The sequence below is a fragment of the Bacteroidia bacterium genome (assembly GCA_026932145.1).
In the GTDB taxonomy this organism is placed as follows: domain Bacteria; phylum Bacteroidota; class Bacteroidia; order J057; family JAIXKT01; genus JAIXKT01.
Window position 1 is genome coordinate 24752 of the sequence record JAIXKT010000055.1, and the last position, 23787, is coordinate 48538.

General features: G+C 38.8%; 16 protein-coding genes and 1 pseudogene. 12 read left to right on the plus strand and 5 right to left on the minus strand.

All coding sequences use genetic code 11. The features are described 5' to 3' along the window. Positions 1–32 precede the first annotated feature (32 nt). The 3 genes from LC115_12840 (at position 33) to LC115_12850 (ending at position 3602) form a co-directional block, all read left to right on the plus strand. A complete protein-coding gene (locus LC115_12840; protein MCZ2357554.1) occupies positions 33–1448 on the plus strand; it encodes a hypothetical protein in 1416 nt (471 codons plus the stop codon). Beyond that, entirely contained in the window at positions 1441–2424 is a 984-nt protein-coding gene (locus LC115_12845; GenBank protein ID MCZ2357555.1) for a nitronate monooxygenase, read from the plus strand. The genes LC115_12840 and LC115_12845 overlap by 8 nt, the downstream gene beginning before the upstream one ends. 92 nt (positions 2425–2516) lie before the next feature. After that, on the plus strand, positions 2517–3602 hold the full coding sequence (locus tag LC115_12850; protein ID MCZ2357556.1) for a T9SS type A sorting domain-containing protein: 1086 nt from the start codon (positions 2517–2519) through the stop codon (positions 3600–3602). 239 nt (positions 3603–3841) lie between these two features. On the opposite strand, the gene LC115_12855 is transcribed toward LC115_12850, so the two are convergent. Together LC115_12855 and LC115_12860 are read right to left on the minus strand one after the other, a co-directional pair. Next, on the minus strand, positions 3842–8239 hold the full coding sequence (locus tag LC115_12855) for a hypothetical protein (protein MCZ2357557.1): 4398 nt from the start codon (positions 8237–8239) through the stop codon (positions 3842–3844). Between the two features lie 143 nt (positions 8240–8382). Beyond that, positions 8383–8754 carry a hypothetical protein gene (locus LC115_12860; protein ID MCZ2357558.1) on the minus strand — a complete coding sequence of 124 codons (372 nt, stop codon included), beginning with the start codon at positions 8752–8754 and terminating at the stop codon, positions 8383–8385. A 245-nt stretch (positions 8755–8999) separates the two neighbouring features. On the opposite strand from LC115_12860, the pseudogene LC115_12865 reads away from it, so the two are divergent. From LC115_12865 to LC115_12905, 9 genes and pseudogenes are all read left to right on the plus strand, one after another. Then, positions 9000–9653 (plus strand): annotated as a pseudogene (locus tag LC115_12865) (transposase). 216 nt (positions 9654–9869) lie between these two features. Further along, positions 9870–13307 (plus strand): hypothetical protein, encoded by a 3438-nt coding sequence (locus tag LC115_12870; protein MCZ2357559.1) that lies wholly within the window; start codon positions 9870–9872, stop codon positions 13305–13307. A 96-nt stretch (positions 13308–13403) separates the two neighbouring features. Next, positions 13404–14210, plus strand: coding sequence for an SDR family oxidoreductase (locus tag LC115_12875; GenBank protein ID MCZ2357560.1), 807 nt, complete (start codon positions 13404–13406; stop codon positions 14208–14210). Positions 14211–14272: 62 nt separating this feature from the next. Further along, complete coding sequence (locus tag LC115_12880) at positions 14273–15982, plus strand: OmpA family protein (GenBank protein MCZ2357561.1); 1710 nt, start codon at positions 14273–14275, stop codon at positions 15980–15982. A gap of 11 nt (positions 15983–15993) precedes the next feature. After that, positions 15994–16962: a Smr/MutS family protein gene (locus LC115_12885; protein ID MCZ2357562.1), complete on the plus strand. Its 969-nt coding sequence runs from the start codon at positions 15994–15996 to the stop codon at positions 16960–16962. 42 nt (positions 16963–17004) lie between these two features. Next, positions 17005–18165, plus strand: coding sequence for a hypothetical protein (locus LC115_12890; GenBank protein MCZ2357563.1), 1161 nt, complete (start codon positions 17005–17007; stop codon positions 18163–18165). Between the two features lie 4 nt (positions 18166–18169). Next, positions 18170–18883 (plus strand): MBL fold metallo-hydrolase, encoded by a 714-nt coding sequence (locus LC115_12895; protein ID MCZ2357564.1) that lies wholly within the window; start codon positions 18170–18172, stop codon positions 18881–18883. Next, a complete protein-coding gene (locus tag LC115_12900) occupies positions 18864–19922 on the plus strand; it encodes a radical SAM protein (GenBank protein MCZ2357565.1) in 1059 nt (352 codons plus the stop codon). Before LC115_12895 ends, LC115_12900 begins: the two co-directional genes overlap by 20 nt. Continuing rightward, a complete protein-coding gene (locus LC115_12905; GenBank protein ID MCZ2357566.1) occupies positions 19885–21150 on the plus strand; it encodes a hypothetical protein in 1266 nt (421 codons plus the stop codon). Before LC115_12900 ends, LC115_12905 begins: the two co-directional genes overlap by 38 nt. On the opposite strand, the gene lptC is transcribed toward LC115_12905, so the two are convergent. The 3 genes from lptC to LC115_12920 are packed head-to-tail and all read right to left on the minus strand — an operon-like array spanning position 21141 to position 23778. After that, positions 21141–21683 carry an LPS export ABC transporter periplasmic protein LptC gene (gene lptC, locus LC115_12910; GenBank protein MCZ2357567.1) on the minus strand — a complete coding sequence of 181 codons (543 nt, stop codon included), beginning with the start codon at positions 21681–21683 and terminating at the stop codon, positions 21141–21143. The two genes, LC115_12905 and lptC, sit on opposite strands and share 10 nt — an antisense overlap. Positions 21684–21685: 2 nt before the next feature. Then, positions 21686–22585, minus strand: coding sequence for a decaprenyl-phosphate phosphoribosyltransferase (locus tag LC115_12915; GenBank protein MCZ2357568.1), 900 nt, complete (start codon positions 22583–22585; stop codon positions 21686–21688). Positions 22586–22587: 2 nt separating this feature from the next. Further along, positions 22588–23778 carry an arginase family protein gene (locus tag LC115_12920; protein MCZ2357569.1) on the minus strand — a complete coding sequence of 397 codons (1191 nt, stop codon included), beginning with the start codon at positions 23776–23778 and terminating at the stop codon, positions 22588–22590. Positions 23779–23787 lie beyond the last annotated feature (9 nt).

A 23787-nucleotide genomic window follows, 5' to 3' on the forward strand; every position in this document is an offset into this window, starting at 1 on the left:
GTTCCTAAGCTAAGGAACATTATTTTTGTGCTATGTTTCTAAAAAGTACACAAACTATCCGCACGCTGTATGTTTTTGTTACGTTACTAATAAGCACATTATTCTGTAAAGCTCAACCCCAAAAACTACCCGTAACTCACCTAAGCATTTTTGGAAATCAAATTGGATCTGTTATCAAAAGTGGCTCTCTTCGTTTTGACGACCATCGGGCTGTAGTAGAAGTGCCTACGGAAGCTATTCCGGGAACTTTTCAGATAATTCCAACTTCGGAATACCAAATTACGAAGGCATATACAGCAAAAGACACCATAACCGTTCCCGCAATAGCCTCCGACTTTTTTGAAATCTTAAAAGCTAATGTAGGTTCGCAAGCAGAAATACACTTCCAAATCGGAAATGAAGTAGATGTCATTACCGGAGAAATTCTGTATTATATGCCTCAAACAGAGATTATTGCAGTTAGAAAAAACGCTGGTAACACAATGTTTCTCAGAAAAAAACAAATTCTGCAAGTATCTATTCAGGGAAATGCAAAACTATCTTACGAAGAAAAAATACTGGGCGATAGCTATACCATTGAAATAGACAAAGACGTAACCTTTGCTCCGGTTTCTATTCAATACCTTGAAAAAGGATATAGCTGGAAGCCGGAATATCAATACCAAATCTTAAACGAAAAGGAGGGTGTTTTTACGCTATTGGCTTGGGTAAAAACAACTACCGAAGCTCTTCAAGATGCTGAACTGGTACTAAGTTTATCAACCCCACGTATTGAAACGAACGAAAAGACGTTAGACATCCGTAACCCACAGGTCTTTGCTGCCGCAACAGTTTCCCTGCCTACTAACTCAAATTCAAGAGTTATTTTAGAGCAAATCAATATGTCTCATACAGAAGCCGTTGAAGTTAAAATTCCAGAACTCTTGATTAGCCCGGAAAGCCCACGTTTAGCTAAAAAGCTACCTATAAACGCATATAAAGTTGTGCGCACAGAAAATAAAACCGGACGAACATTCCCACCGGCAGAATTATTAGTCTTAGACGCACAACGAAATACCATTTCGCAAGAAAATTTTATGCAATGGAATATTAGCCAAAAAGCAAGTTTCAAAACAGCTACCATTCCCAGCATTGAAGTTAGTGTTACAGAAGAAGAACGTAGCCGAGAAGTTAAAAGCCTAAAAACGGCTACTCAGTCTTTTGATAAAGTTATTATAAAAGGTACCATTCTGTTAAAAAATACGGACGCTAAAAAAGTTTCTATAGAAGTGCAAAAAATAGTTGCCGGAAATGTATTGCGCTCATTATTAGGTTCTTTTAACAAACAAGATAGCCGTTGGGGAATGAATAATATGAATCTAATAACATGGCCAATATCTTTAATGCCTAATCTACCTTTAACTTTAAATTACGAATACGAAGTATTTTTACCAACTGCTCATGAATAATTTTGAAAAATTGGATTTTTCCAAAAACCGAATTTGCTGTTTACTAAATATCCAATATCCAATTATTCAGGGAGGTATGGTTTGGTGTAGCGGCTGGAAGTTAGCTTCGGCAGTGTCCAATGCAGGCGGGTTAGGGCTGATTGGCTCAGGGTCTATGCCTGCTGAATTATTACTTAACCATATTCGTAGTTGTAAACAAGCTACGAATAAGCCATTTGGAATCAACGTACCACTACACTATGCACATACTCCCGAAACACTCAAAATTATTGAAGAAGAACAGATAAAAATCATCGTTACTTCCGCTGGGAATCCGGCTCTTTATACCCAAAGACTTAAAAGTATGGGATGTATTGTTGGCCATGTAGTTTCCAACTCCAAATTTGCCCAAAAAGCTGCTGAAGCCGGCGTTGATTTTGTGATAGCTGAGGGCGTTGAAGCCGGCGGCCATAATGGTAAAGACGAACTAACTACGATGTGCTTAACCCCGCAGGTTAGGCAAGCGATTACAATTCCCTTAGTTGCTGCCGGCGGAATAGCCACCGGAAAAGCAATGTTAGCCGCTTTTGCGCTCGGTGCTGACGCAGTACAATGTGGAACCCGCTTCGCCCTCACCCAAGAATCCAGCGCACATCCCAACTTTAAACAAGCAATCTGTAACGCAAAAGAAACAGACACCTCCCTGATACTAAGAACTCTAACTCCTGTTCGGGTCATAAAAAATACTTTTAGCCAGCAAATTTCGGCCTTAGAATTATCCCATGCATCCCCCGAAGAACTAAAACTCCTACTCGGAAAGGGACGCAGTAAAAAAGGTATTTTTGAAGGCGACTTATCCGAAGGAGAACTCGAAGCCGGACAAATTTCGGGACTCCTCAATAACATCCCTACCACCCAAGAAGTAATCCAAAGTATGATTACCGAATTTTATACCAGCCTTACAGACATCTACAAAGATTATGTAATATCATCTTAACAGCAAACCACAACATCGCAGGACAAAAACTTTTCCTGATGTATATCCCAAACAATACGCTGATGTTGAAATTTACCTAAATTTGCGCTATTATGAAGTGGTTTTACTTAATTATCATTGTTTTTTCATTTGTTAGCGTTTCTGGTCAAACCTTAAATCGCTCTAATTTTCCATCAGTAGGAGATGCATTCAGAGTAGGTTCAAATAGTGCCATTATCCAAATAAATCCGGGTAGTGCCGGTATGAACCAAAACTGGAATTTTACAAATATCCTTACGGAATCTGTGGACTCCGTCTTTATCAAAGACCCAATAACCCTTGTAGAAGGCGAGCAGTTTCCTGATGCCAATATGGCAATAGAAACTATTAAAGGTACTTTGTTCCTATCAGTAGATAACAATGAAGCTATCCAATTAGGTGCATTAACCGACCCCGGGCTCGGGCAGTTTGTTACTTTCCGCCATAAAAAACCACTTAAATTCCTAACATTTCCATTGTCTTTTGGAGAAAGTTTTATTGATAGCACAGTATTCTTAGATTCTTTAGCAAGTGCTAAAGAAATTTCACAAGGAGCTATTGATTCAGCACACATTATTCGCTATACAAAACGCAACTTATTGGTAGATGCCACAGGCACATTAGTACTTGAAGCCGGAACATTTACAAACTGCCTGAGAATAAAGAAAGTAGAATATTCTATGGACTCGACTTACTTCAAAGGCGGGTTAGTTGGGCAAAATTGGGTTGCTGGCCTGCCAGCTTTTGGAATACCCGCAGCACGCCTCGATACCATAACGACTTATGAATGGTGGAACGCCAGCGATAAATTCCCACTCCTTTCTATCGAAATCGGTAAAAAAGACACAGTAAAAAGCATCACTTTAAAACCCAGCAATATTTCCAGACGAGAATTAACCCTAAATAGCAGCACTACTGTATTTCCCAACCCATCTTCCGGCACGTTCTCAATCTCTTGGGAAAAACCATTACCAACTTCAGCAGTTATCTCCGTTATTGATCTTAACGGCAAAACTATTTATACTCAAGAGGTTAATGCTCAGGCAACAGAAGATAGAATATCTTTACCACAGGCAATTCAAGATGGTCATTACCGAATTGTGGTTAAATCTACCTCTGGCGAACTCCTAATAGAAAAGCCAATATTGCTAAGCCGATAATAACGGAAATATATACAGCCGGTTCTAAAGCGTAATATTTTTTCACTACTGAATAACAAAACTCATCCGGCTTGTTTTAGTTACAAGCCAGATGAGTTTTGAGTTTATGGTACATCGATAATTCCGTGCAGCATTTTCTGTAATTGCCCTAACGGAAACAAAAATGCGGTTGTGGTTCAGAAATCCTTCATACTTTCTGTGAACCACAACCGATGATTTTACGGATGCAATCGGCTCTTTTATGGACTAACCAACGTACTTAGGCCGGCTATCCATTGCTTTTGTTCCGGAGTATAGTATAAATAGCTTCGGCTGGCTGGACCTTCATAACTGCCCGGCACGTCTGCTTTCAGGTCTAAGTTGACTTCTCTAACTTGATTAGGAGCCATTTGGCGGCAATACAGTACTAATTCACGGCCACGTATTTCATAAAAATCAACAGTTCCTTTTTCCTGAATTTCTTTTAGCTGCCATGGCTGTGCGGATAAACCACCCGGTATCCCGATAATCGCTAATGTCATGGGTTGGCCTTTGGTAACAGTATTGGTGATGGTAACCTTAACCCGCATTGTTTCGCCGACTTTTACCGTTTTGGCAGCAGCCTGCACATCTAATTTTATTGGGCATTCCGATTGCTGTTTAGGCTGAATAGAAGCATATTTGATAGAAATTTCATAGGGAAGTGCTGACTCTGTATTGGTGAATTTCACCTGAATCTTGTGGTTTCCGGTGATAGCGTTTTCCCAACCTTTCAGTTCTATAGGGCCTCGCTCTCCCGCCTTGTAGGAATAGGAGGCGGCTTTCTTGCTATCTACATAAACTTCGACAGTACCGCTTGAAGCTGTCTTTTTAGAATACTGTGAATACAAGGTGAGTGCTTTTAGGGCTAAAATGGTAGATTGTGTTGAACCAAACATCCCACCATTGGAACGGGTGCCAATAATGTATTTTATACTTTTGTCTAATAATAACGCATCCGGTTGGTCTTTTTTAAATAATCCCAGTACAACCAAAGCTGTTGTTTCTATGGTTAAGCTCTCGCCACCAGACCGAGTAATTGAATGAGAAGTGCCCGTCCAAGATCCACCTATACTTTGTTTTGGTTTGATTTTTTCTAATATTTTTGAATAACGAGCATCCTTCGTTTGGCCAAGGATATTCAGCATTAAAGCTAATTGGTAGGGATCATCGCTTTTTTCAGCTACGGAATAGCAAGATTCTATTTCGTTTTTCAGTTTATCTGCGAATCCGGCTTCGGTCAAGGCATAGACGATATAAATGTTGGTAATTTCTGGGGAGGCTCCGCCAAAGGAATCAAGGGCTTTGGGGTCTCTTAGAAATCCGCCTTTATTGTCTTTTCTGGTTAGCAGCCAATTGGCTGTTCTATCTACCATTTTTTTATCCAAGCTGGCATAAACGGGTTCCATGTCTTTAAATTCGAGGAGTCCGTATGCTGTCAAGGCTTCGTGGGGGGGTGAACTGCCAAACCATTCGTAACCATTTTGTTTGGTTTCAAAACCCACTAAGCGCTTATAGCCGCGGTCTAACAAATCTCTGGCTTTGGTCATTACCGGTACATCAGTTACGTTATTTTCTTTCATATAGCGCAACGCAATTATGTTTGGATAATTACTGGAAGATGTTTGCTCAAAACAGCCATAAGGTTCTCTTAAAATAGCATCTACGCCGGCCATCATGCTACTTAATGCTGTTGGAAAAACGGATAAGGTTGCCTGCATCGTTCCGGGTACTACTTGCTGAACACTTAAAGAAAATGAAGATTCTTTATCTGAGCCGGAAAAGCTGATTTGCTGAGGAAAGCCTTTGGGATGAACATATACATTTTGTGAAAAGGCATCTTCAAGGCCGTTTGCTTGTAGTTTTAACTCCATAAAGTCTTTTCCGGCAATATTTTGAACTACAAAAGCAGCATAGATAGTTTGGGCAGAATTTGCCGGCACATTCACGTTGTTCGGTAAAGGAGATTTAAGCGAAAATGCCTTGGGTACTACAAAAGAAAGATTTCCGGTTACCGGATTTTTGGTAGTGTTTTTGATGGTTATCGGGAGGTTGATTTCGTCTCCCATAGAAACCTCTACCGGAATTTTAACACTCATTGAAAGCGGTAATATGTTTGAAAATACGGTTTCTGTATGAGCTGGAAGCCCATTTTGGCTAAAGCCTTCGATAGTTGCCCGAAAAGAGGTTATCGCATCTGAGGTTGGAAAAGATATGGTAGTAATGCCTCTTCGGTCTGTAGTAATATCGCCTTTCCAGAATATCGTATTTCTGAAGTCGTTTCTAACTTCCGGTGCAGGTTTTCCTTCATAAATAGGTGTTGGGAATACTCGGGCACGGTAATAAGCAATTTGCTGAGGATTCGGCTTAACTGTTTCTTCCATCATCTCTTCATCGGCAAATTCATTTCGATCCTCCATAGGTACGTCCCTATTTATCTCTTTGTCTTTTTCCACTTTGGGTTTAGCAATTTTTGGGGGGGCAGCAGGATCTCCTTTATTCGGCATTAAATCAGGCTTATTTTCAGCTTTAGCATTTTTTTTCGGTAGATCTTTTTTATTTATTCCTTCTTCAACAGCTCCATCTATCATCGGTTTGTCATCATTGTCTTGAGCACCTCCGGCAAAACCGTCATTAATTTCAGCCCTTTTTCGTCCGCCGGCACCGCCTCTATTCGGGGCTGCTGCCATCGGCATTTCTGCTGGACGGGGAGAATATAGAAATAAAGCTAAGTTTGATGTGTAGTAAGGGATGTTCTGCTGATAAGATGAATATTTTTGGGCATCTTTTGAATTAATGGAAAAGGTATGATTTTCTGTCAAATCAATATTTCGGAAAGTAAACTTTCCGTCTTTACCGGTAACGGCTTTGTTGGGGGTTTTTAATTGTTCGATGGTTACGTCAGCAAGGGGTTTGTTGGTATAAGCATCAAACACAGTACCGGATATTTCAGCTAATTCTCGGTTATAGGAAATGGTGGGTGGGTTTTCTTGTATTGCTTTCCAAGTGAATCCGCGCCAGCCGCGGGTACGCATTAGCAAGTCAAGTGCTTGGGCTGCCTTTGGCTCTTTAGGGTCAAAGTAAAAATTAGGCTCTTCTATTTTTCCAGCTAATTCACTTTCTAACAGCATTTTAGACAATAAAGAACCGGAACGGTCATCTGCAAAAGACAGTAGATTATCATCCACAACGGCTAAGGATAGGTTTGCCGGAACGGGAACGCCTTGATAATCTAAGGTTTGGATGGTCAGTTTAACGGTTTCTCTGGGTTGATAATCAGGTTTATCCGGCTGCAGTTTTACCTGAAGTTGTTTGTGGGAATTAACGAATACTAAGCGTTCGCATCTTTCGATACCGCTACCGTCAAATAGCGTAATCACGGTTATGCCAATTGGCAATTGATCTGTTGGAATGCTGATGTTTCGGCTGTTAGAAACGGGCACTGCATCGGAATAAACTATCTTTTCATGCTGACGCATTACGATTCGTAAAGTTTCCGGGCGGGGAGAGGTGATTTTGACAGAAACTTCGGTACGTTCAGGAGTAGCAGTCAGGCTGTATCCGGCAGGCAAAATAGCCGGCAGTGAATATTTCTCGGTTATACCAACCGGCTTTGTAATCTTAACAGAATATATTTCTTGGGAGTTTGGGGTAAACGAAAAATCGCCCATTCCAAAATGAAAACTTGTAAAAGAAGCTACTACATTACCGGCTTTGTCTAATAGCTGGCCTTCTATGTCGGCAGGTTTTCCATGCTGGTTTTGAGCAAAAAACGCAACACGCGCCGGAACATTATGAATTAAATCTCCCCCTTCCGGAAAAAAACTTAATTTAATATCATTCAGCACAATGGGTATCGAACGAGAAATAGATTCTGTTTGCCCTTCATGGGAAAACAGTAAATTCACTAAACCATCGGAAGATGTGAGTTCTTTGGGTAATTTAAAAATCACCAATCCTTTGCCTTCATTATCTAATGAAGTGCGGAAGCGTTGGTATTCTTTGCCGCTTAATGATACTACGCTTTGAAAGGCAGCATTTTCTAATGGTTTATTGTCTAATTTTTTTACTTCGATTTTCAGACCTACTTCATCACCGGGTCCATAAGCTTTTTTCTCAAAATCTATTTTCATTTTGAGGCGGGGTAGCACAACATCCTGAACGGTAATTTCTTTTTCAAAGAACGGCATTTCGGGCGTGTTTTTTTGCCAGTTGGTGTAGCTGCGTATTTTGTATATCCCTCCCGGCCAATCTGGGCTTAGCTGAAAATCACCGGATGCTGTTCCGTCTTTTAGCACTAAACGGCGGGTTACTTCCACAGCCCCTTTGGGGTTTATTAGCTCCACATAGGCAATTTCGCTTTCCTCAGAGATTTTCATATCGCGTGTGTTTCGCACATAAACCTGAAACCAGATGTCTTCGCCCAACTCAAATTGAGGGGAATTTATATGTACATATACTTTTTCGGTAGGTAACTGTTTGAAAAAAGTAGAAAACTTCTCTTTTAGTTTAGTTAGAAAATCATCATCTCCATTAGGCGATGCCGCTAACTTTGGAAACCACCAAAGCCCTAAGGCTAACACAATCGGTAAAATAACCAGATACGATTGATTTTTCATTTTAAATAAGTGCTTATGTAGTAATAACGTATTTTTCGGCTACAGTATTTGATGAATAGCAAAAATAAAGCCAACCACGTACGTGGTTGGCTACAAATTTAATAAATTACCGCTTAAATAGCGAAATTTCCTTGTAAGCTGAATTACTTCTGTAGGATTTTAATCAACCCAAATATCCAGCCGGGGAAGAAAAATAGGAAGCATAGCAAAAGAGTTATCCACCAAGCATTATCCCAATCTCTATAAAGCCCAACCCAAAGCCAAGCTAAAGGTGCTATAAAAATCATTAGTACAATGGCTAATCCCTTTGAGAAGGAAGCAACTTTCTTAACTCCTTTAACAATCTTTTGCAAAAAGGTTACTTTTTTCGCAACTTTTACCATTTTAGGGTCTTTTTCAAGGCTTTTTACTTCATAGTTTGCAGGTTTTGAAATAGGAGTATAAACTCCAGCAGCACTCATTTGGGTTGTAAAAAAACCCAAAAATAGAATTAATAAACCAATTGTTCTAAACATAATAGTAATAATACTTTTAAATGATACGCAATATTAAATTCATTCTTTTTAAGAAACAAATAATTTTTTGTGATTTTTAAATCGTGTTTTTTGTTACAAAAATATTAAGGTGGATTCTATAATTTAAATCATTGTTAATCAAGCAATTATACGTATATTTACGTATAATTTAACACGAAAACAATATGACATCATAAGAGTATAAAACCAATGGCCAAAAAGGATTATTTGACGAGCAATTTACTATTGAACGTTTGTCTGCAATTGGCAATCCCTTAGAAAGAATAAGCAATATTGTTGATTTTGAGGCATTTTGCAACACATTAGAATCTAAATTATTAAATACAGAAAAGAAAAACAACGCAGGGGCGAAACCTTATGATGTTGTGATGATGTTTAAAATCATGATTTTACAGCGCTACTATGGCCTTGGCGACAAGCAAGTGGAGTTTCAGATATTGACAGGCTAAGTTTTAAAAAGTTCTTAGGATTGGAATCTGGCGACAAAGTACCTGATACGTTGCACTGAGTATATCGAAGTGAGAAAACTGTTTGGGCGCTTAGAGAGAACCTAACAAAAAATTCATCAAGAAATTCGCAGTTACAGATGCTTCAGTACACGACTCCCAAGTTTTAGATGATTTGTTGGATAAAAGCGACAACGGGCAACCATTATATGGAAACAGTGCCTATACGGGAGATAAGCAAAAAATAAGATAAAATCTAAGACCAGAGTAAGAGTAGAACACGTATTTGGTTTTATGGAACAAAGTATGAACGGGCTTGCTGTAAAATCTGTAGGAGTAGCAAGAGCAACAGGAATAATAGGGATCATAAACCTTACCTACAACTTATTCAGGCTTGAACAAGTTCAAAGATTAAATTTATTTACATCGTAATATGCTATTAATTAGTTAGTTGCAAATTATCGAATTAAAAATTAAAAATTAAAAATTATCAAGAGATAATTCTGAATCGATAATATTTAGCTACGTAAAAAGTTGGGGGCTTCGAGTTATCCACGAAAGATGCACATTTTTTCCAAGTAGCTTGCAAAATGGATTTTATCCAAATAGTTTTACGGTTTAATTTGGTAACTATTAATATGTAGTCTTATGAGTAAAATACGCTTACTGCTGTTTAGTATTGGAATATTGATTTTCTCAAATTTTAGCACAACTGCCCAACTTGGAAAACCGTACCAACAATACTATTCACCCAAAGAATACAAGGCACACCAGTTAGTTTGGTGGATTACCCAAGACGCACGCGGAGTTGTTTATGCAGCTAATAATGACGGCGTTTTAAGCTATGACGGCCAGCATTGGGAACTAATTTCTACCCCGAACCCAGTTCGTTCTTTATCAATAGACAAAAACAACCGAATCTTCGTAGGCTGTAAAGGAGATTTTGGAATGTTAAAAATAGACTCCACCGGAAGTTTATTGTACCAATCTATCCGAAAATTATTACCTAAACAAGACCAAGTCTTGGTGAAAGACTTTGATAAGGTTTACTGTACAGACGGTGCTATATGGTTTATTTCAGAGTTTATGTTAGTTAAGGCAACGGAATCCGGGGGGCTATTTAACCTAACGACTTGGAAATTTGAACAAGACGGCCTAACCGGAGCAGGGTTGATGGATGGGAAATTATACATACATCAACGCGGAGTAGGACTTTGTGAGGCGACTTCTAATGGGCTAAAACCAGCCCATGGTGGCGATTTCTTTAAAGACAAAGAAATAACAGCCATTAAAACCGTAGGAAACGAAAAAATAATCGCCACTGCTACCGCAGGTCTCTTTAAATTCACGGCAAATCAAGCAACTGCGATTACCACCCCAATTGATAATATTTTAAAAAGTGCTATCATTTATGAAGTTGCACCAATGCAAGGTAACCAATTTGCCGTAGCCACAATGTTAGGCGGAGTTTATGTGGTTTCATTATCCGGTCAGGTATTACAAACATTTACCAAAGAAACAGGTTTCCCAGATAACGATATTTACTATGTTTATACAGATAAACAAGGTGGTTTATGGATAGCATATTCTAAAGGATTAGCCAGAATTGGGCTGAATATCCCGATTACCCAACTAACCGGTATAGAAGGTAAGGTAGCCTCTATGGTTTCCTTTAATAACTTAATTTATGCAGCTACCAGTCAAGGGATTTTTGAGCAGAACGGCGGTATTTTTCGCCGAATTTCCGGAATCAACACAGAATGTCGCTCGCTACGGATATTTAACGGAAAACTTTATGCAGCCAGCAATAAAGGCTTGATTGAAATCAACAATGGAGCTATCCGGTTCGTGCTTCCCAATGAACTATGCCTATCAATAGGAAGTTCAGCCCAAAATGGAATGTTATTAGCAAGCCATTTCAAAGGAATTTGGGTCATAGACCCTTCTACCGGTATCAAAACAGATATTCCCAAAGTTACCGAAGAATCATTTTCGTTCTGCGAAACCCCCGCAGGAGATATTTGGGTTGGAACAAGCTATCAAGGTGCTATCTTGCTAAAACCTAACGGAAAAAACTTTTCAGCCCAAAAATTTGGGCAAAATGACGGCTTGCCCGAAGGAAAAGTAGAAATAAAACTCATTAATAAAGAAGTTATCTTTAAAACAGAAAACGGATTTTATGAATACAACGGCGGTAAGTTCGTCCCCCTAAATACGTTAAACAAAATAGCTTTTTCTAAAGTAGCTGACCTTGTTCAAGGCTCAAACACAGATGTATGGACGGTTCAAGAATCCGGAGTATTCTCTATTGACGGGAATCTAAAAGCTGACCCAAAAATCAACCCTATTTCACCGGCAAATATTCTACAAGAAAAACCAACTGTTTTTTATATTGATGACAAAAATATTCAATGGATAGCCATTAACGACCAAATATTCCGTTTGGATAATTCTCGTATTAATGTCTCAAATGCGGTACTCTTACCCGTAATCACCAGAGTTACTACGGCATCCGGTATAGCTATCTTTAACGGCTACTATAAAACCGAAGACGAAAAAGCAAGCTATACTCAATCTCCAAAATTCATTCCTGAATTACTGTTTTCTCAAAATAGTTTGATGTTTGAATACGGAATACCTTCCTTTGAAAACGAAAAAGGCACTCAATTTCAACTCTTTTTAGAAGGTAATGATAACGGTTGGTCAGCATGGAGCAAGGATTCCAAAATTACCTACACCAATTTAAGTTCTGGTGATTATCTATTACGGATTCGTTCCAAAAACGCTTATGGAGCTATTAGTCAGGAGATTACATATTATTTTAAGATTTCTCCTCCTTGGTATTTAACTTGGTGGGCATATATCTGCTACTTTTTACTGCTTTCACTCATTGTTTATATAGTTGTTCGAGTAAACAGCCAGCGATTAGTATCTGCAAACTTGAAGTTGGAGCAAACAGTAAAAGAACGTACCCGCGAAATTGCTAAACAAAAAGAAGAAATTGAAAAACAAAAAGTTGAAGTTGAAAAAAGCAGAGATTTATTAGAGAAAAAAAATCAAACTATTCAAGAGGCTTATACTCAGCTACAAAACACACAAGCGCAACTCATTCAGTCAGAAAAAATGGCTTCATTAGGGCAGTTAATCGCCGGTGTAGCCCACGAAATCAATACTCCAATCGGTGCTATCAATGCTTCTGCCGGAAATATTGATAAATCATTGCCGGTGATTTTACAAAAACTGCCGTTTTTGGTTCGAAGTATGGATTCATCCAAAGAACAGCTGTTTTTTCAATTAATAGAACGAACCATGGGCTTTTCCGGCTCACTAACCAGCCGGGAAGAAAGACAATATAAAAAATCAGTTACAGAATATTTAGAAAATAATCAAGTTGAAAACGCCGCTAATTTAGCCGCCCAACTTGCCAAAATCGGCTTGATAGACAACTTAGACCCATTTTTAATCCTACTGAAAGACCCCAATTCTACTGAACTTATTGATACTGCTACCGTTATCGGAAAACTACGCCTAAACCTCGACAACATAAAGTTAGCCATTGCCAAAACCCAAAAAATAGTATTTGCCCTCAAAAGCTACTCTCATCGCCAATCTGACGATGTATTTGTTCAGGCAAATATTATCGAAAATATGGAAACAGTCCTTACCATTTACCATAACCAACTAAAATACGGCATAGAAGTTCATACAGACTTTGATGAGTCAACACCGATGATATGGTGCCTGCCGGATGAACTTAACCAAGTCTGGACAAACATCATTCATAACGCAATACAAGCTATGGATAACAAAGGAACGTTGGATATTTCTATTCAACGATTTGGGAATAAGATAATTACAAAACTAACGGATTCCGGCCCGGGTATTCCGCAGGACATCGCTGCCAAGATATTCGAACCATTTTTCACAACGAAAAAACAAGGCGAAGGAAGCGGCTTAGGATTAGATATTTGCAGAAAAATCATCCTAAAGCATCAGGGAAATATCTCTGTTGAAAGCCAACCGGGTAAAACTACCTTTATCGTAGAACTTCCTATTTTAGAAACTCCACCTCAAAAAGTAGCCTAACAACTAATTATAAACGATAAAAACCTAAACATAGCTGTAAAAATCATGAAATAGCAGCTTCATAACGTTGCTTAATTTTGTGGTAAAAGTATGATGATAACCCAAAAGGTAGTTGTAATAACGGGAGCTTCCAGTGGCATTGGCAAAGCCTTGGCAGAACGATATGCACACGCTGGATACAAATTAGCGTTAGCCGCTCGGAATATTGAACGCTTACAAAAAGCTGCCGAACTGCTCCCTACTGATTCTTTATTAGTAACTTGCGATGTTAGTCAGATGGATGATTGCCAGCAATTAATCAGGCAAACAATCGAACGTTTTGGCCGAATAGACACTTTGATTAACAATGCCGGAATTAGTATGCGGGCTTTGTTTCAAGATGTTTCGCTGGAAGTATTGCATCAGGTTATGGATATTAACTTTTGGGGATCGGTTTACTGCACTAAATTTGCCTTACCATATTTACAGAAGACACAGGGGAGCATTATCGGGATTTCATCAATTGCCGGACATCGAGGACTACCTGCCAGGAGCGGATATTCTGCCAGTAAATTTGCCATGAATGGCTTTTTAGAAGCCATTCGAGCAGAGCTATTGCCAGATAAAGTACACGTTCTTACGGTTAGTCCGGGATTCACAGCTTCCAATATTCGTAAAGTTGCGCTAAATGCACAGGGTTCCCAGCAAGGAGAAAGCCCCCGAGATGAAACCAATATGATGAGTGCAGAAGCCGTTGCCGAAGCCGTCTTTAAAGCACAACAAAAACGAAAACACAGTATTATCCTGACTACACAAGGCAAATTAACAGTGTTTCTCAACAAATGGTTTTCTAAGTGGATGGATAAAAAAGTTCTGCATATATTAGCTCAAGAACCGGATACTCCCCTTAAAACCAAAGAATAACATCTGATTACCAAATTGATTTGGTAATCAGATGTATCATTTTACGTAAATTTGTCCAAAATATGTTTTTTCGGAAAGTTCTTTGGTTTGTTATATTTGCTGTTCAAGGGATTGTTAGCATAGCTCAGACGTATTCGGTATCTACATTTGTCGGTTCGCGCACAAAAGGTTTTTCAGATGGTCCGGGGGGAATTGCCCGCTTTGGTTTCCCAAATGGGATTTGTGTGGATATAAATAACAATGTTTATGTTTCTGATGACTATGCGAATGCGATTCGGAAAGTTACCCCAAGCGGGCTGGTTGTTACCTTAGCCGGAAACGGAATGGCTGGTTATGCAGACGGCAACTCCTCGCAAGCACAGTTTAACAACCCAATAGGTATGTGTTCAGCTAAAAATGGAGACTTATATGTAGCAGATCATTTTAATCACTGTGTTAGAAAAATTGATTCTACGGGAAAAGTTACCACCGTAGCTGGGATTCCGGGTAAATCGGGTTATGTAGATGGGCCGGGCAATGCTGCCATGCTTAGCTCTCCTATGGCCTGCACTATTGACCAAGCTGGAAATGTCTATGTTATAGAAACCGGAAATCACGCTATCCGCAAAATAACACCTGCCGGAATGGTATCTACCCTTGCCGGCAATGGTACATCCGGATTCCAAGATGGAATCGGAAAATCAGCCTCGTTTAACAGCCCAATAGCTATCTGCATTGATAAATCCCAAAAGTTATATGTGATAGACTCCCGAAACCGCGCAGTTCGGCAAGTAGGGCTAAACGGAAAAGTAACAACAGTTGTGCTCCCTAACTTTGAAGGATTAAAGGACAGCACCAATGGTTTGGTAAATTTAAACTTTGCCAATTCAGAAGGTAGCTTTGGCGGCGGAGTAGCTGCCGACCCAGAAGGAAATATCTACATTGCAGATGCCGGTAGCTCTTCCATCATCTGTGTCAATATCTACAAAAAAGTGGTTTCCGTTGTAGCCGGCACCGGAATGCCCGGCTGGAATGACGGAGACGGCAATGAAGCTGCTTTCAATGAACCTGTTGATATTTGCCTCGATAAAAAAGGAAACCTATACGTTACCGACAAAAAAAACTACTGTATCCGAAAAATAATCATCAACAAACGCCCCGCAAAACCAGATACCCCTCCACAACAATTTATCTTGCGCGGACGTGTTTACGATAAAGCAAGCAACAAACCTATACCTACTGAATTTAAAATCAATGATTTAATTCGAGAAAAAACTATATCTACTAACTCTTCTTCAACCGGTAACTACAACACTCCACTACTAAGAGGTCAATACCAAATAATCGTTGATAACGATAACTACCTCCCCTTTGAAACCTACATAAGTATCCCAAAATTAGAAGCAAATGATTATGTATTAGATGTTCCGCTAAATAAAATCACAGAACACGCTAAAATAATTTTGGAAGATATTAATTTTGAACCAACAAGTGCCAAACTTACCGAACAATCGCTTATTGCCCTATCTCGAATAGCATTATATCTAAAAGTTCATGCAGGATTGATTATCCAGATTAACGGCCATACTGACCGAGGCGGGTCAGCAGAGCATAACCTAAAATTATCAGAAGATCGCGCCCGTACCGTCAAAGATAAATTGATTGACGAAGGCGTAAACCCAAACCAGCTTAAATACAAGGGCTTCGGAGGCACTAAACCCATTGCAGATAACAACACTCCCGAAGGAAGAATGAAAAACCGCCGAACAGAATTTGAAATTATCGCTAAATAACCTAAATAACTATGTTTCAACCCGGAGATAAAGTTCGCTTGCTTCACGAATCAGGCGAAGGCACTATCCAAAAAATATTCCAAAATAGCACTGCTATCGTTCTGATTGACGGCTTTGAACAAACTATTTCTTTATCCAATTTAGTTTTGATAACATCTTCTAAAGTTATTCCGCAGGATAAGGTACAGTTTCAAGATAGCAAAATCCCTCCGGTTGGCTTTTGTTTATCCCTCGAATTAGAAAATCAATATATCCTATCCTATTTGCTAAATGAAACTCCGGATTTAATATTGGTTTCAATAGTGGCCGAAATCCCCTCAGGTTATAGGCCACTAATACACACCACCTTAAACCCATTTACCAAAATCACCTTACCTACACTAACTTTACAAGAAATCAGTTCAGTTCCAATTTGGACTATACGTTGGATAGCTCATCCTGCAAACCCTATTCACGATATTTCTGACGGATATTACCAATTCAAATTCAAGGAAGCCTTCTTACGAAAAGAACCCAAAATGACCTTAACATCCTCAAAACCAATGATTATTATTCCGATTTTAAATGAACGGAGTACAATTTCACACCAAACAACACAAACCGAAGAATGGAACAAACAAAAATGGCAGAAAAACCTACAACAAGCACAAGAAAATTCAATTCCAATACCTTCGGACGTAATTGACTTACACATAGAGAAACTTCCTGACGAGCTAAAAAAAGAGCTAAAACGATCTAATGCCGCGCCAATCCATTATCAATTACACTATTTCCAAAAGTCTATAGAGGCAGCTTTTGCGCACGGAATCCCAAGCAGTATGCTCATTATTCATGGGAAAGGCGAAGGAATCTTGAAAAAAGAAATCGAAACACTCCTTAAACAATATCGTGAAAAAAAAATGATAAAAGATTTTTTCACAGATTGGTTCAACACCGGCCAAACACGTATTTCATTTCAAAATAAAGGTTTTTTGGACTAAATCATAAAAAAATATGTATATTTACTGCAAATCTTTGCAAATATGTTACGGAAAGTTTTATTTGGATACGGATTAGTTTGTGTATTTTTTACTCAGGTTGTTTTTAGTCAGTGTATTACAGGGGGTCTAACAACACAAGACTTTCCAATAGTAACCGGTACAGGTGCAGGATATAGCTGGGCTGCAAACCTTATCCTAAAAGCAGAGGTGGGTTCAGCCCGTACCATAACCTCTATAACTATTTTTTTGGATAACCCTGTTACCGGAACATGGACGTTTAATAACCAGCGTATTTATCTGCGACATTCAACCGCAGGAAACTATGCTGATGCAACACATCCCGGAATTGTCGGCTTCACTAAAGTCTTTGATGGTAATATAAATTTTGCCAATAAAGGTGCTAAAACCATTAATTTCAACACCAATAATGGTGCTGTAAACTCTTTTTCCTATAATGGAACCGATAATTTAGAAGTTTTATGGGAAAACCGTTCCGGTGCTGCTTATCCCGCTCCTGACGATATTCGCTGGAATAGAGGTGCACTTAACGGCGCAGTGAACCGCGCTAAACGACAATATGATACAGACCCCGCCTTTGTATTTAACCGTACCGGTGCCCGTTTCAGCTACTTATACAAATCAAGCCTACTTACTGAATGTGTGCTACCCGTAGAATTATTAAAATTTACCGCAAAACCTACCCCGCAAGGTGCACTGATAGCTTGGGATGTAGCATGGGAAGTGAATAATGACTTTTATACCATTCAGCACAGCACAGACGGAGAGCATTTTAGCGGAATAGGTCAAGTTAAAGGACAAGGAACTACCGATGAAGGAAAGCATTATTCTTTTTTACATCCGGATCCCGCTCATGGCAAAAATTATTATCGCTTAAGCCAAACAGATATAAACGGCACCACACGCTTCTATGATATAATTGAGATGAGTGCCGGAAATAACCTACTCCCAATTATTACTTGGACAGAGAGAGGTATTACAGTAACCGGTTTATCAGCCGGAGGAGACCGCGGAAATATCTTGATTACAGACCTTTCCGGCAAAAATCTGGGAGAATTTAGCTTTGAATCCGACCTTGGTGATTCCCAACTATTCCCATTAGTAGCACCACACGGAGGCGTTATCTTAATCACTATTGTCTGGAATAATGGGCAAAAAACTACCGTACGGGCACTGAAACAATAGCATTGTGAAAATCCAGTTTATTGGTACTGGAGGAGCATTCGACATAGAACAAGGAAACTCTTCCGCATTACTTAATGTTCACGAAAAAACAATTCTGATAGACTGCGGCTATGCTGTTTATCCCAAACTACGGCAACTAAACTTAGTAGAAACAATTGATGCAGTGTTGATTACCCATCTGCATGATGACCACGTAGGAAGCCTTACAACACTCATTTTCCATTTATACTTTTTAGCCGGCCGCAAAACTACGGTGCTTTTTCCCGACCCGAAAATGTACCTTATCTTGAATGATTTTCTCAAAAATGCCCTGATTGATCCCAAAATTTTTGTAGAATTTGAGGAACTTTCTACCATTTCCGGTGCTAAATACTGGGATACTTTTGGAGAACACTTACCGAAAATGCAAACTTATGGATATTATTTTCAAGAAAGAGATACCGCCATTGCGTATTCTGGAGATATTGGCACTACCACTATCGTTGAATCTTTATCAAAACCAACGTTTGAGATTCCAAAGAATTTAACCGTTTTTCATGATACATCTTTCTTTGCACACGCTTCTGCACATACCTATTACAAACATCTTGAACCTTTTTTAACTCATTTATCCATAATAGGTTATCATCATAATCCGGCATTTATACCTTCGGATTGTCTTTTGCCTCTGATACATCAATTTCCTGAATATCTTTTGGATGGAGCAACGTCTGATTGACTGGTCTGGTAATAATTTGCCCACATTAGGCCCAAAATCAGTTGCCGTTGTTTTGACCAATGCTTGTAACCTAAGCTGCGTTACGTGCTGGAGCTATTCACCTTTGCTAACGAACACAAAGCCTACTATCTCTTGGAAAAAGCAGCATCTATCTTTTGAACTTTTACCAACATTATTTAGCCAACTCCGAGATATGCAAGTAGAACGGATTATTTTGACCGGTGGCGGAGACCCGCTTGCTTATCCTGAATTTGAAGAAGCTGTTCAACTCATTCACCAAAATAAACTTAAAACTACACTAATCAGCAACTTATCGCTGGTTCGTGATGTAGTCTCTTTCAAAAATCTACAGATAGACACTATTTTAGCAAACTGCTCCGCAGTAGATTCTAAGTCATACATAAATTTTCATCATAACCGGACAGCCGTAGATTTTGAAAAGTTTAAGTCTATTTTGGAGCAACTTTCCGAAACTACCAAACAACTAAAACTGGTTTTTGTGATTTGCCGCATCAACGCACACTTATTAAGCCAATTTCTTGAGTTTGCTGCTACCTTGCGGGCAAATGTGCAATTCAAATTGATGAGTATTGCAGCAGAAACCCAAGCCGTTGCTATCACAGAACCTATAAAGGAAAGTTTATTACAGGAAATACCTCACCTAACCCAAATTGCTAAACAACTTAATATCAAAACAAATTTAGATACATTAGCATCTGCATTGCAGGGAGAAACGGCTACATCTTTTCCGATAGAAAAAATCGGCTGTAGTGCGGGATATTTTTATGCCAGAATCACAGCCGCCGGCGAAGTATTGTTTTGCTGCAATCCCAACAAATTGCTTAAAATTGGCTCTCTTTTCCAAAACTCTTTTAAAGAATTTTGGGATGGAGAAAAATGGCAAGAAATCCGACTGCAACTGCATCAAAATCATTTTTTTAATGGTTGTGAGCGTTGTGGTAAATTTGACCTGAATTTAGTTAATTTTCAAAAAATTACACTTGGAGCAAAAACAGACTCTTTACTGGCTGGTTCCTAAAATAACTCCGCGTATCAGTTATTTAGCTCAAACCTTGTTTGCAAGTTGGTCTTCTGTTGAAATTATTCCGGCAACTTCTCCCGAAACCAACTCACGCATACTGAACAGCACCCACCAAGAATATCCTAACCAAATTCAGCTTCCTGAACTTTCTCCGGTTCTGTTTGAATCCGGAGAAACAAAGCACCTACCGGAATTATTGCCCAATCTGGCAGATAAAAATCCAGACTCTTTTGATTGGTTTAGCGTTTCTTTCTGGTTATTAACAGAATACGTAAACTATGTAAAACCAAGTTATGATAAATTTGAACGGTATGACTTTAAGGCTATTGAACACACAGGTTTTTACCAAAAACCATATATTGATTTGTGGGTCAATTATTTAGCAGAAAAAATTCATTTAAAATGGCCTGAAATTCAAATTCAGAAACCCTTATTTAAGCAGGAAATAACCTGCGATATAGATCATCTATTTGCTTTTCGTAAACGAGGTTTTTTGAATCTATCTAAAAAATTTCTTGCTGCTATTTTTCAACAAGATATTGAGCGGATTCAATTGCTGTTAAAATATCTTTATACCGGCCAAGATCCGTACGAAGTTTCATGGGAAATATTATTCAAAATAAACCCTGAAACACTGCGTTTTTTTGTTTTACTATCCAACAAGCATCCGCGAGATAGTTTTTATAGTCCTGATTTTCAACCACTAATACAGAAAATTCGAGATTTATCCTTACGGGGTTATTCTGTGGGGATTCACCCGAGCTATAACACAATTGACGGCAGCTACATCAAAGATGAATATCTTCAACTTCAAAACATTCTTAATAAAGAAGTTACGAATAGCCGTCAACATTATTTGCGTTATAGACTTCCTGCTACCTACCGAACTTTGATTTCTGTAGGAATTAGGGAAGAATTTACTGCTTGTTTGCCAACTGTTATTGGCTACAAATACAGCACCAGTAGGCCATTCTTTTGGTATGATATTCAAAAAGAGGAAACTACCTCTCTTCAGATTCATCCGACTATAGCTATGGATAGAACTTTGCTGGAAGATATGGCACGAACTCCTCAACAGGCAAAAGAAGATTTATTAAAATTACGTACTGATATTCAGGAAGTTGGAGGCGTTTTTAGGTTATTGATTCACCCGGAAACGCTGAGTAATTTTTTTGAATGGAAAGACTGGCGTGATGTTTTTGTGGCTACACAAATTTATTCCTGAATAGTAAGCGTTCCCTTGATTTTAAAGATTTTATATTTTGTAAAAGTTGTGTTAGACTCCAAACCTTCCCCAAAGATTACCTCTTTGGGAGTGGTGATTTTAACAAAAGAATTGGTGTGCAAAATGTTCTTATGTTGCTCCCAGATAAGTTTTTCGGTTTCTAATTTTTCTTGTTTGTCATTATAGACAATAACATTTCCGGATGCTTCCCCGATAGATTTTTCGTTGTATAATCGCGCTTTATCTGCCACAAGATAGCTTTCAATAGCTCCTGAGGGAGTATAAAACTCTATTTTGATTCCTCTATTCGCCTCTGTTTGAATATCTTGCCCAACTTTTTTCTCCACTAAGTGCGGAGTAGTTATTTTGGCTTTCATAATTGCAGAATCTGAATAATAGTAAGTAACCTTAAATGATTCCTGCAAAAAGTCTTTATCTTTTATATCCTGAAGGATTTGCTGCTTGTTTTCTGGCTCACAGCCTATCACAAACAAAATAGCAATTATGATTGTGAGTATCTTTAATGTATTCATTATCAAATGAATTGTTTGTGATGTGCCCATAAAATAGTAACCGTAGTTAGAATCCAGAGCAGAACGGTGAAGAAAATTGGTTTATCTGCAAATAATATATCTTCCGGTTTTTCGGCAGTTAAAGTTCCTGTTGAGCTACTTAGCATAAAGTACCGGAATACGCCATAAAGGACAATTGGTAGTGTAAGCATTAGCCACGAAGTAGGTGCTCCTTGTAAGGTAGGGCCGGAACTCCAAAGCATATAAGCTACTAATAAAGCTGTTATGGTGATTGTTTCTAATTTTTCTAATAACTCTTTGGAATAAAACTGTAACGTTTTTCGGGCTATGGAATGGCCGAAATAGGTTAGCGCAAGCTCTGCTTTTCGTTTTTCAATGGCTAAAAAAAGTGAAAGCATTGCTATGGATAGTAAAAACCAGTTTGAAAGCCCAATGCCCGTAGCTAAGGAACCGGCAAATGCCCGCAAAACAAAACCCGAAGCAATCGCTAAAATATCTAATAGCGGTACTTTTTTAAACCAAAGATTATACCCAACCTGCAAAAAAGCATACGCTAATAAAATTATTCCTACATAAAAATTTAAGCTAAAAGAACCTATTAATGAGGTTATTAACAAAACAATAGCGATAACCCATGCAATCTGAACTGAAACTTTTCCGGAGGCTATCGGGCGTAGTTTCTTGATTGGATGTTGAGCATCTTCATCTCTATCCAAGATGTCATTAATTACATAAAAACTGCTTGATAACATTGAAAAAGCACCAAAAACAAGGGCTGCAATTAGCCATAAGCCAGCTTCTAAATGAAAACTAAAGAAAACAGCCGCAAAAACAAAGATATTTTTAGTCCACTGTTTAGGTCGCAATAAAGTGATATAAACAGATTTTGGCTTAGATAACATACTTAGTGTGAATGCATACCGGCTAAACGGTATTGGGTATGCCACCAGCGTTCCGGAATTTCGTCTTGGCATGCTGTTTCATAATCCGTAGGGTGGCAAGGAACTAACTCAAAGCGGTCTGAAGCCTTAGGATTCTTTTTGGGATAAGGCACTTCCATCCACCAACGATTGGTTCGTTCATGTTTTAAAAAGATAATTTCTTTGGGATTAGAGCCACTCAGTTGAACACGGTAGGTTTTTACATTATCTCGTGCTGCATCGGGTTTATCATGAATACGGTTGTAAAAACCTTCTATAAAATACCAGATAAAAAGTGCCGCTAAATGGCTGGTTTGGTCATTAATATCTTTAACCGGGTTGATTTCATGAATACTTACTGATTCAAGATGATAAGCAACACCCGCATAGCGAGCTAACTGGCAGAATTGCTCTACGGTAAAGCCTGCCGGCGAAGGATGGTTTACTCCAGGAGCATCTGCACTATGCACGGCACTCATATCTACACTAAGCATATCCGCATGGCGAAAGTAAGGCTCTGCCTTAGTTAAATTCGATAAAAGATCTCCTAAGCGTAACCAATTAATATTTAACTGCTTGATAAATTCCTGCTCCGGTATAGTCAAATAATGATTTTGCCCACCAATAACCGTAAATTCACGTAAAAAGTTAGGTTTCTGGCGAAACATCGCATTGTGATGTGTAAAATGGGTTAAGCCAAACTCTGAATCATAGGCATCTAAGCGAGAATCGATTGTTACGTAATTTACGGCACGTTCTGCTTCTTCAAAAGCTAAATATTGCGGAAGAGCAAGATCATGCGTACCACCCAACTGAATGATGACTTTATTGGCTCTTAAAAGTGTTCTTAAAACAATTATAACTGCCTGATGAAAAGAATCTTCTGATTCATATTGCTTTAAGTTTCCTAAATCTACGATAGATATTTTTTTAGCCGGCAGGGCTAAGTTTGCCAAATAGTGTCTTACGATATTGGGAGCTTGCGCAGAAGCTCCGCTGGATACAGAGCCGTAAGCAGCCGGAAAACCTACTATAACGACATCCGCATACAGCCAATCTGGAAAACCCGCCGATAAGCTATTCGACTCTATAACGCCCCCAATACAGTATTTTCCTAAAAAAGAATCTCCGTAAATATCCTCCGGAAGTTTTTCAAAAAATGGAGAAATATCCATAACCAAATG

Bases quoted from the DNA above. Each gene is read 5' to 3' on its own strand.
- LC115_12840 (MCZ2357554.1), top strand. From the start codon at position 33: ATGTTTCTAAAAAGTACACAAACTATCCGCACGCTGTATGTTTTTGTT.
- LC115_12845 (MCZ2357555.1), top strand. From the start codon at position 1,441: ATGAATAATTTTGAAAAATTGGATTTTTCCAAAAACCGAATTTGCTGT.
- LC115_12850 (MCZ2357556.1), top strand. From the start codon at position 2,517: ATGAAGTGGTTTTACTTAATTATCATTGTTTTTTCATTTGTTAGCGTT.
- LC115_12855 (MCZ2357557.1), bottom strand. From the start codon at position 8,239: ATGAAAAATCAATCGTATCTGGTTATTTTACCGATTGTGTTAGCCTTA.
- LC115_12860 (MCZ2357558.1), bottom strand. From the start codon at position 8,754: ATGTTTAGAACAATTGGTTTATTAATTCTATTTTTGGGTTTTTTTACA.
- LC115_12870 (MCZ2357559.1), top strand. From the start codon at position 9,870: ATGAGTAAAATACGCTTACTGCTGTTTAGTATTGGAATATTGATTTTC.
- LC115_12880 (MCZ2357561.1), top strand. From the start codon at position 14,273: ATGTTTTTTCGGAAAGTTCTTTGGTTTGTTATATTTGCTGTTCAAGGG.
- LC115_12885 (MCZ2357562.1), top strand. From the start codon at position 15,994: ATGTTTCAACCCGGAGATAAAGTTCGCTTGCTTCACGAATCAGGCGAA.
- LC115_12890 (MCZ2357563.1), top strand. From the start codon at position 17,005: ATGTTACGGAAAGTTTTATTTGGATACGGATTAGTTTGTGTATTTTTT.
- LC115_12900 (MCZ2357565.1), top strand. From the start codon at position 18,864: ATGGAGCAACGTCTGATTGACTGGTCTGGTAATAATTTGCCCACATTA.
- lptC (MCZ2357567.1), bottom strand. From the start codon at position 21,683: ATGAATACATTAAAGATACTCACAATCATAATTGCTATTTTGTTTGTG.
- LC115_12915 (MCZ2357568.1), bottom strand. From the start codon at position 22,585: ATGTTATCTAAGCCAAAATCTGTTTATATCACTTTATTGCGACCTAAA.
- LC115_12920 (MCZ2357569.1), bottom strand. From the start codon at position 23,778: ATGGATATTTCTCCATTTTTTGAAAAACTTCCGGAGGATATTTACGGA.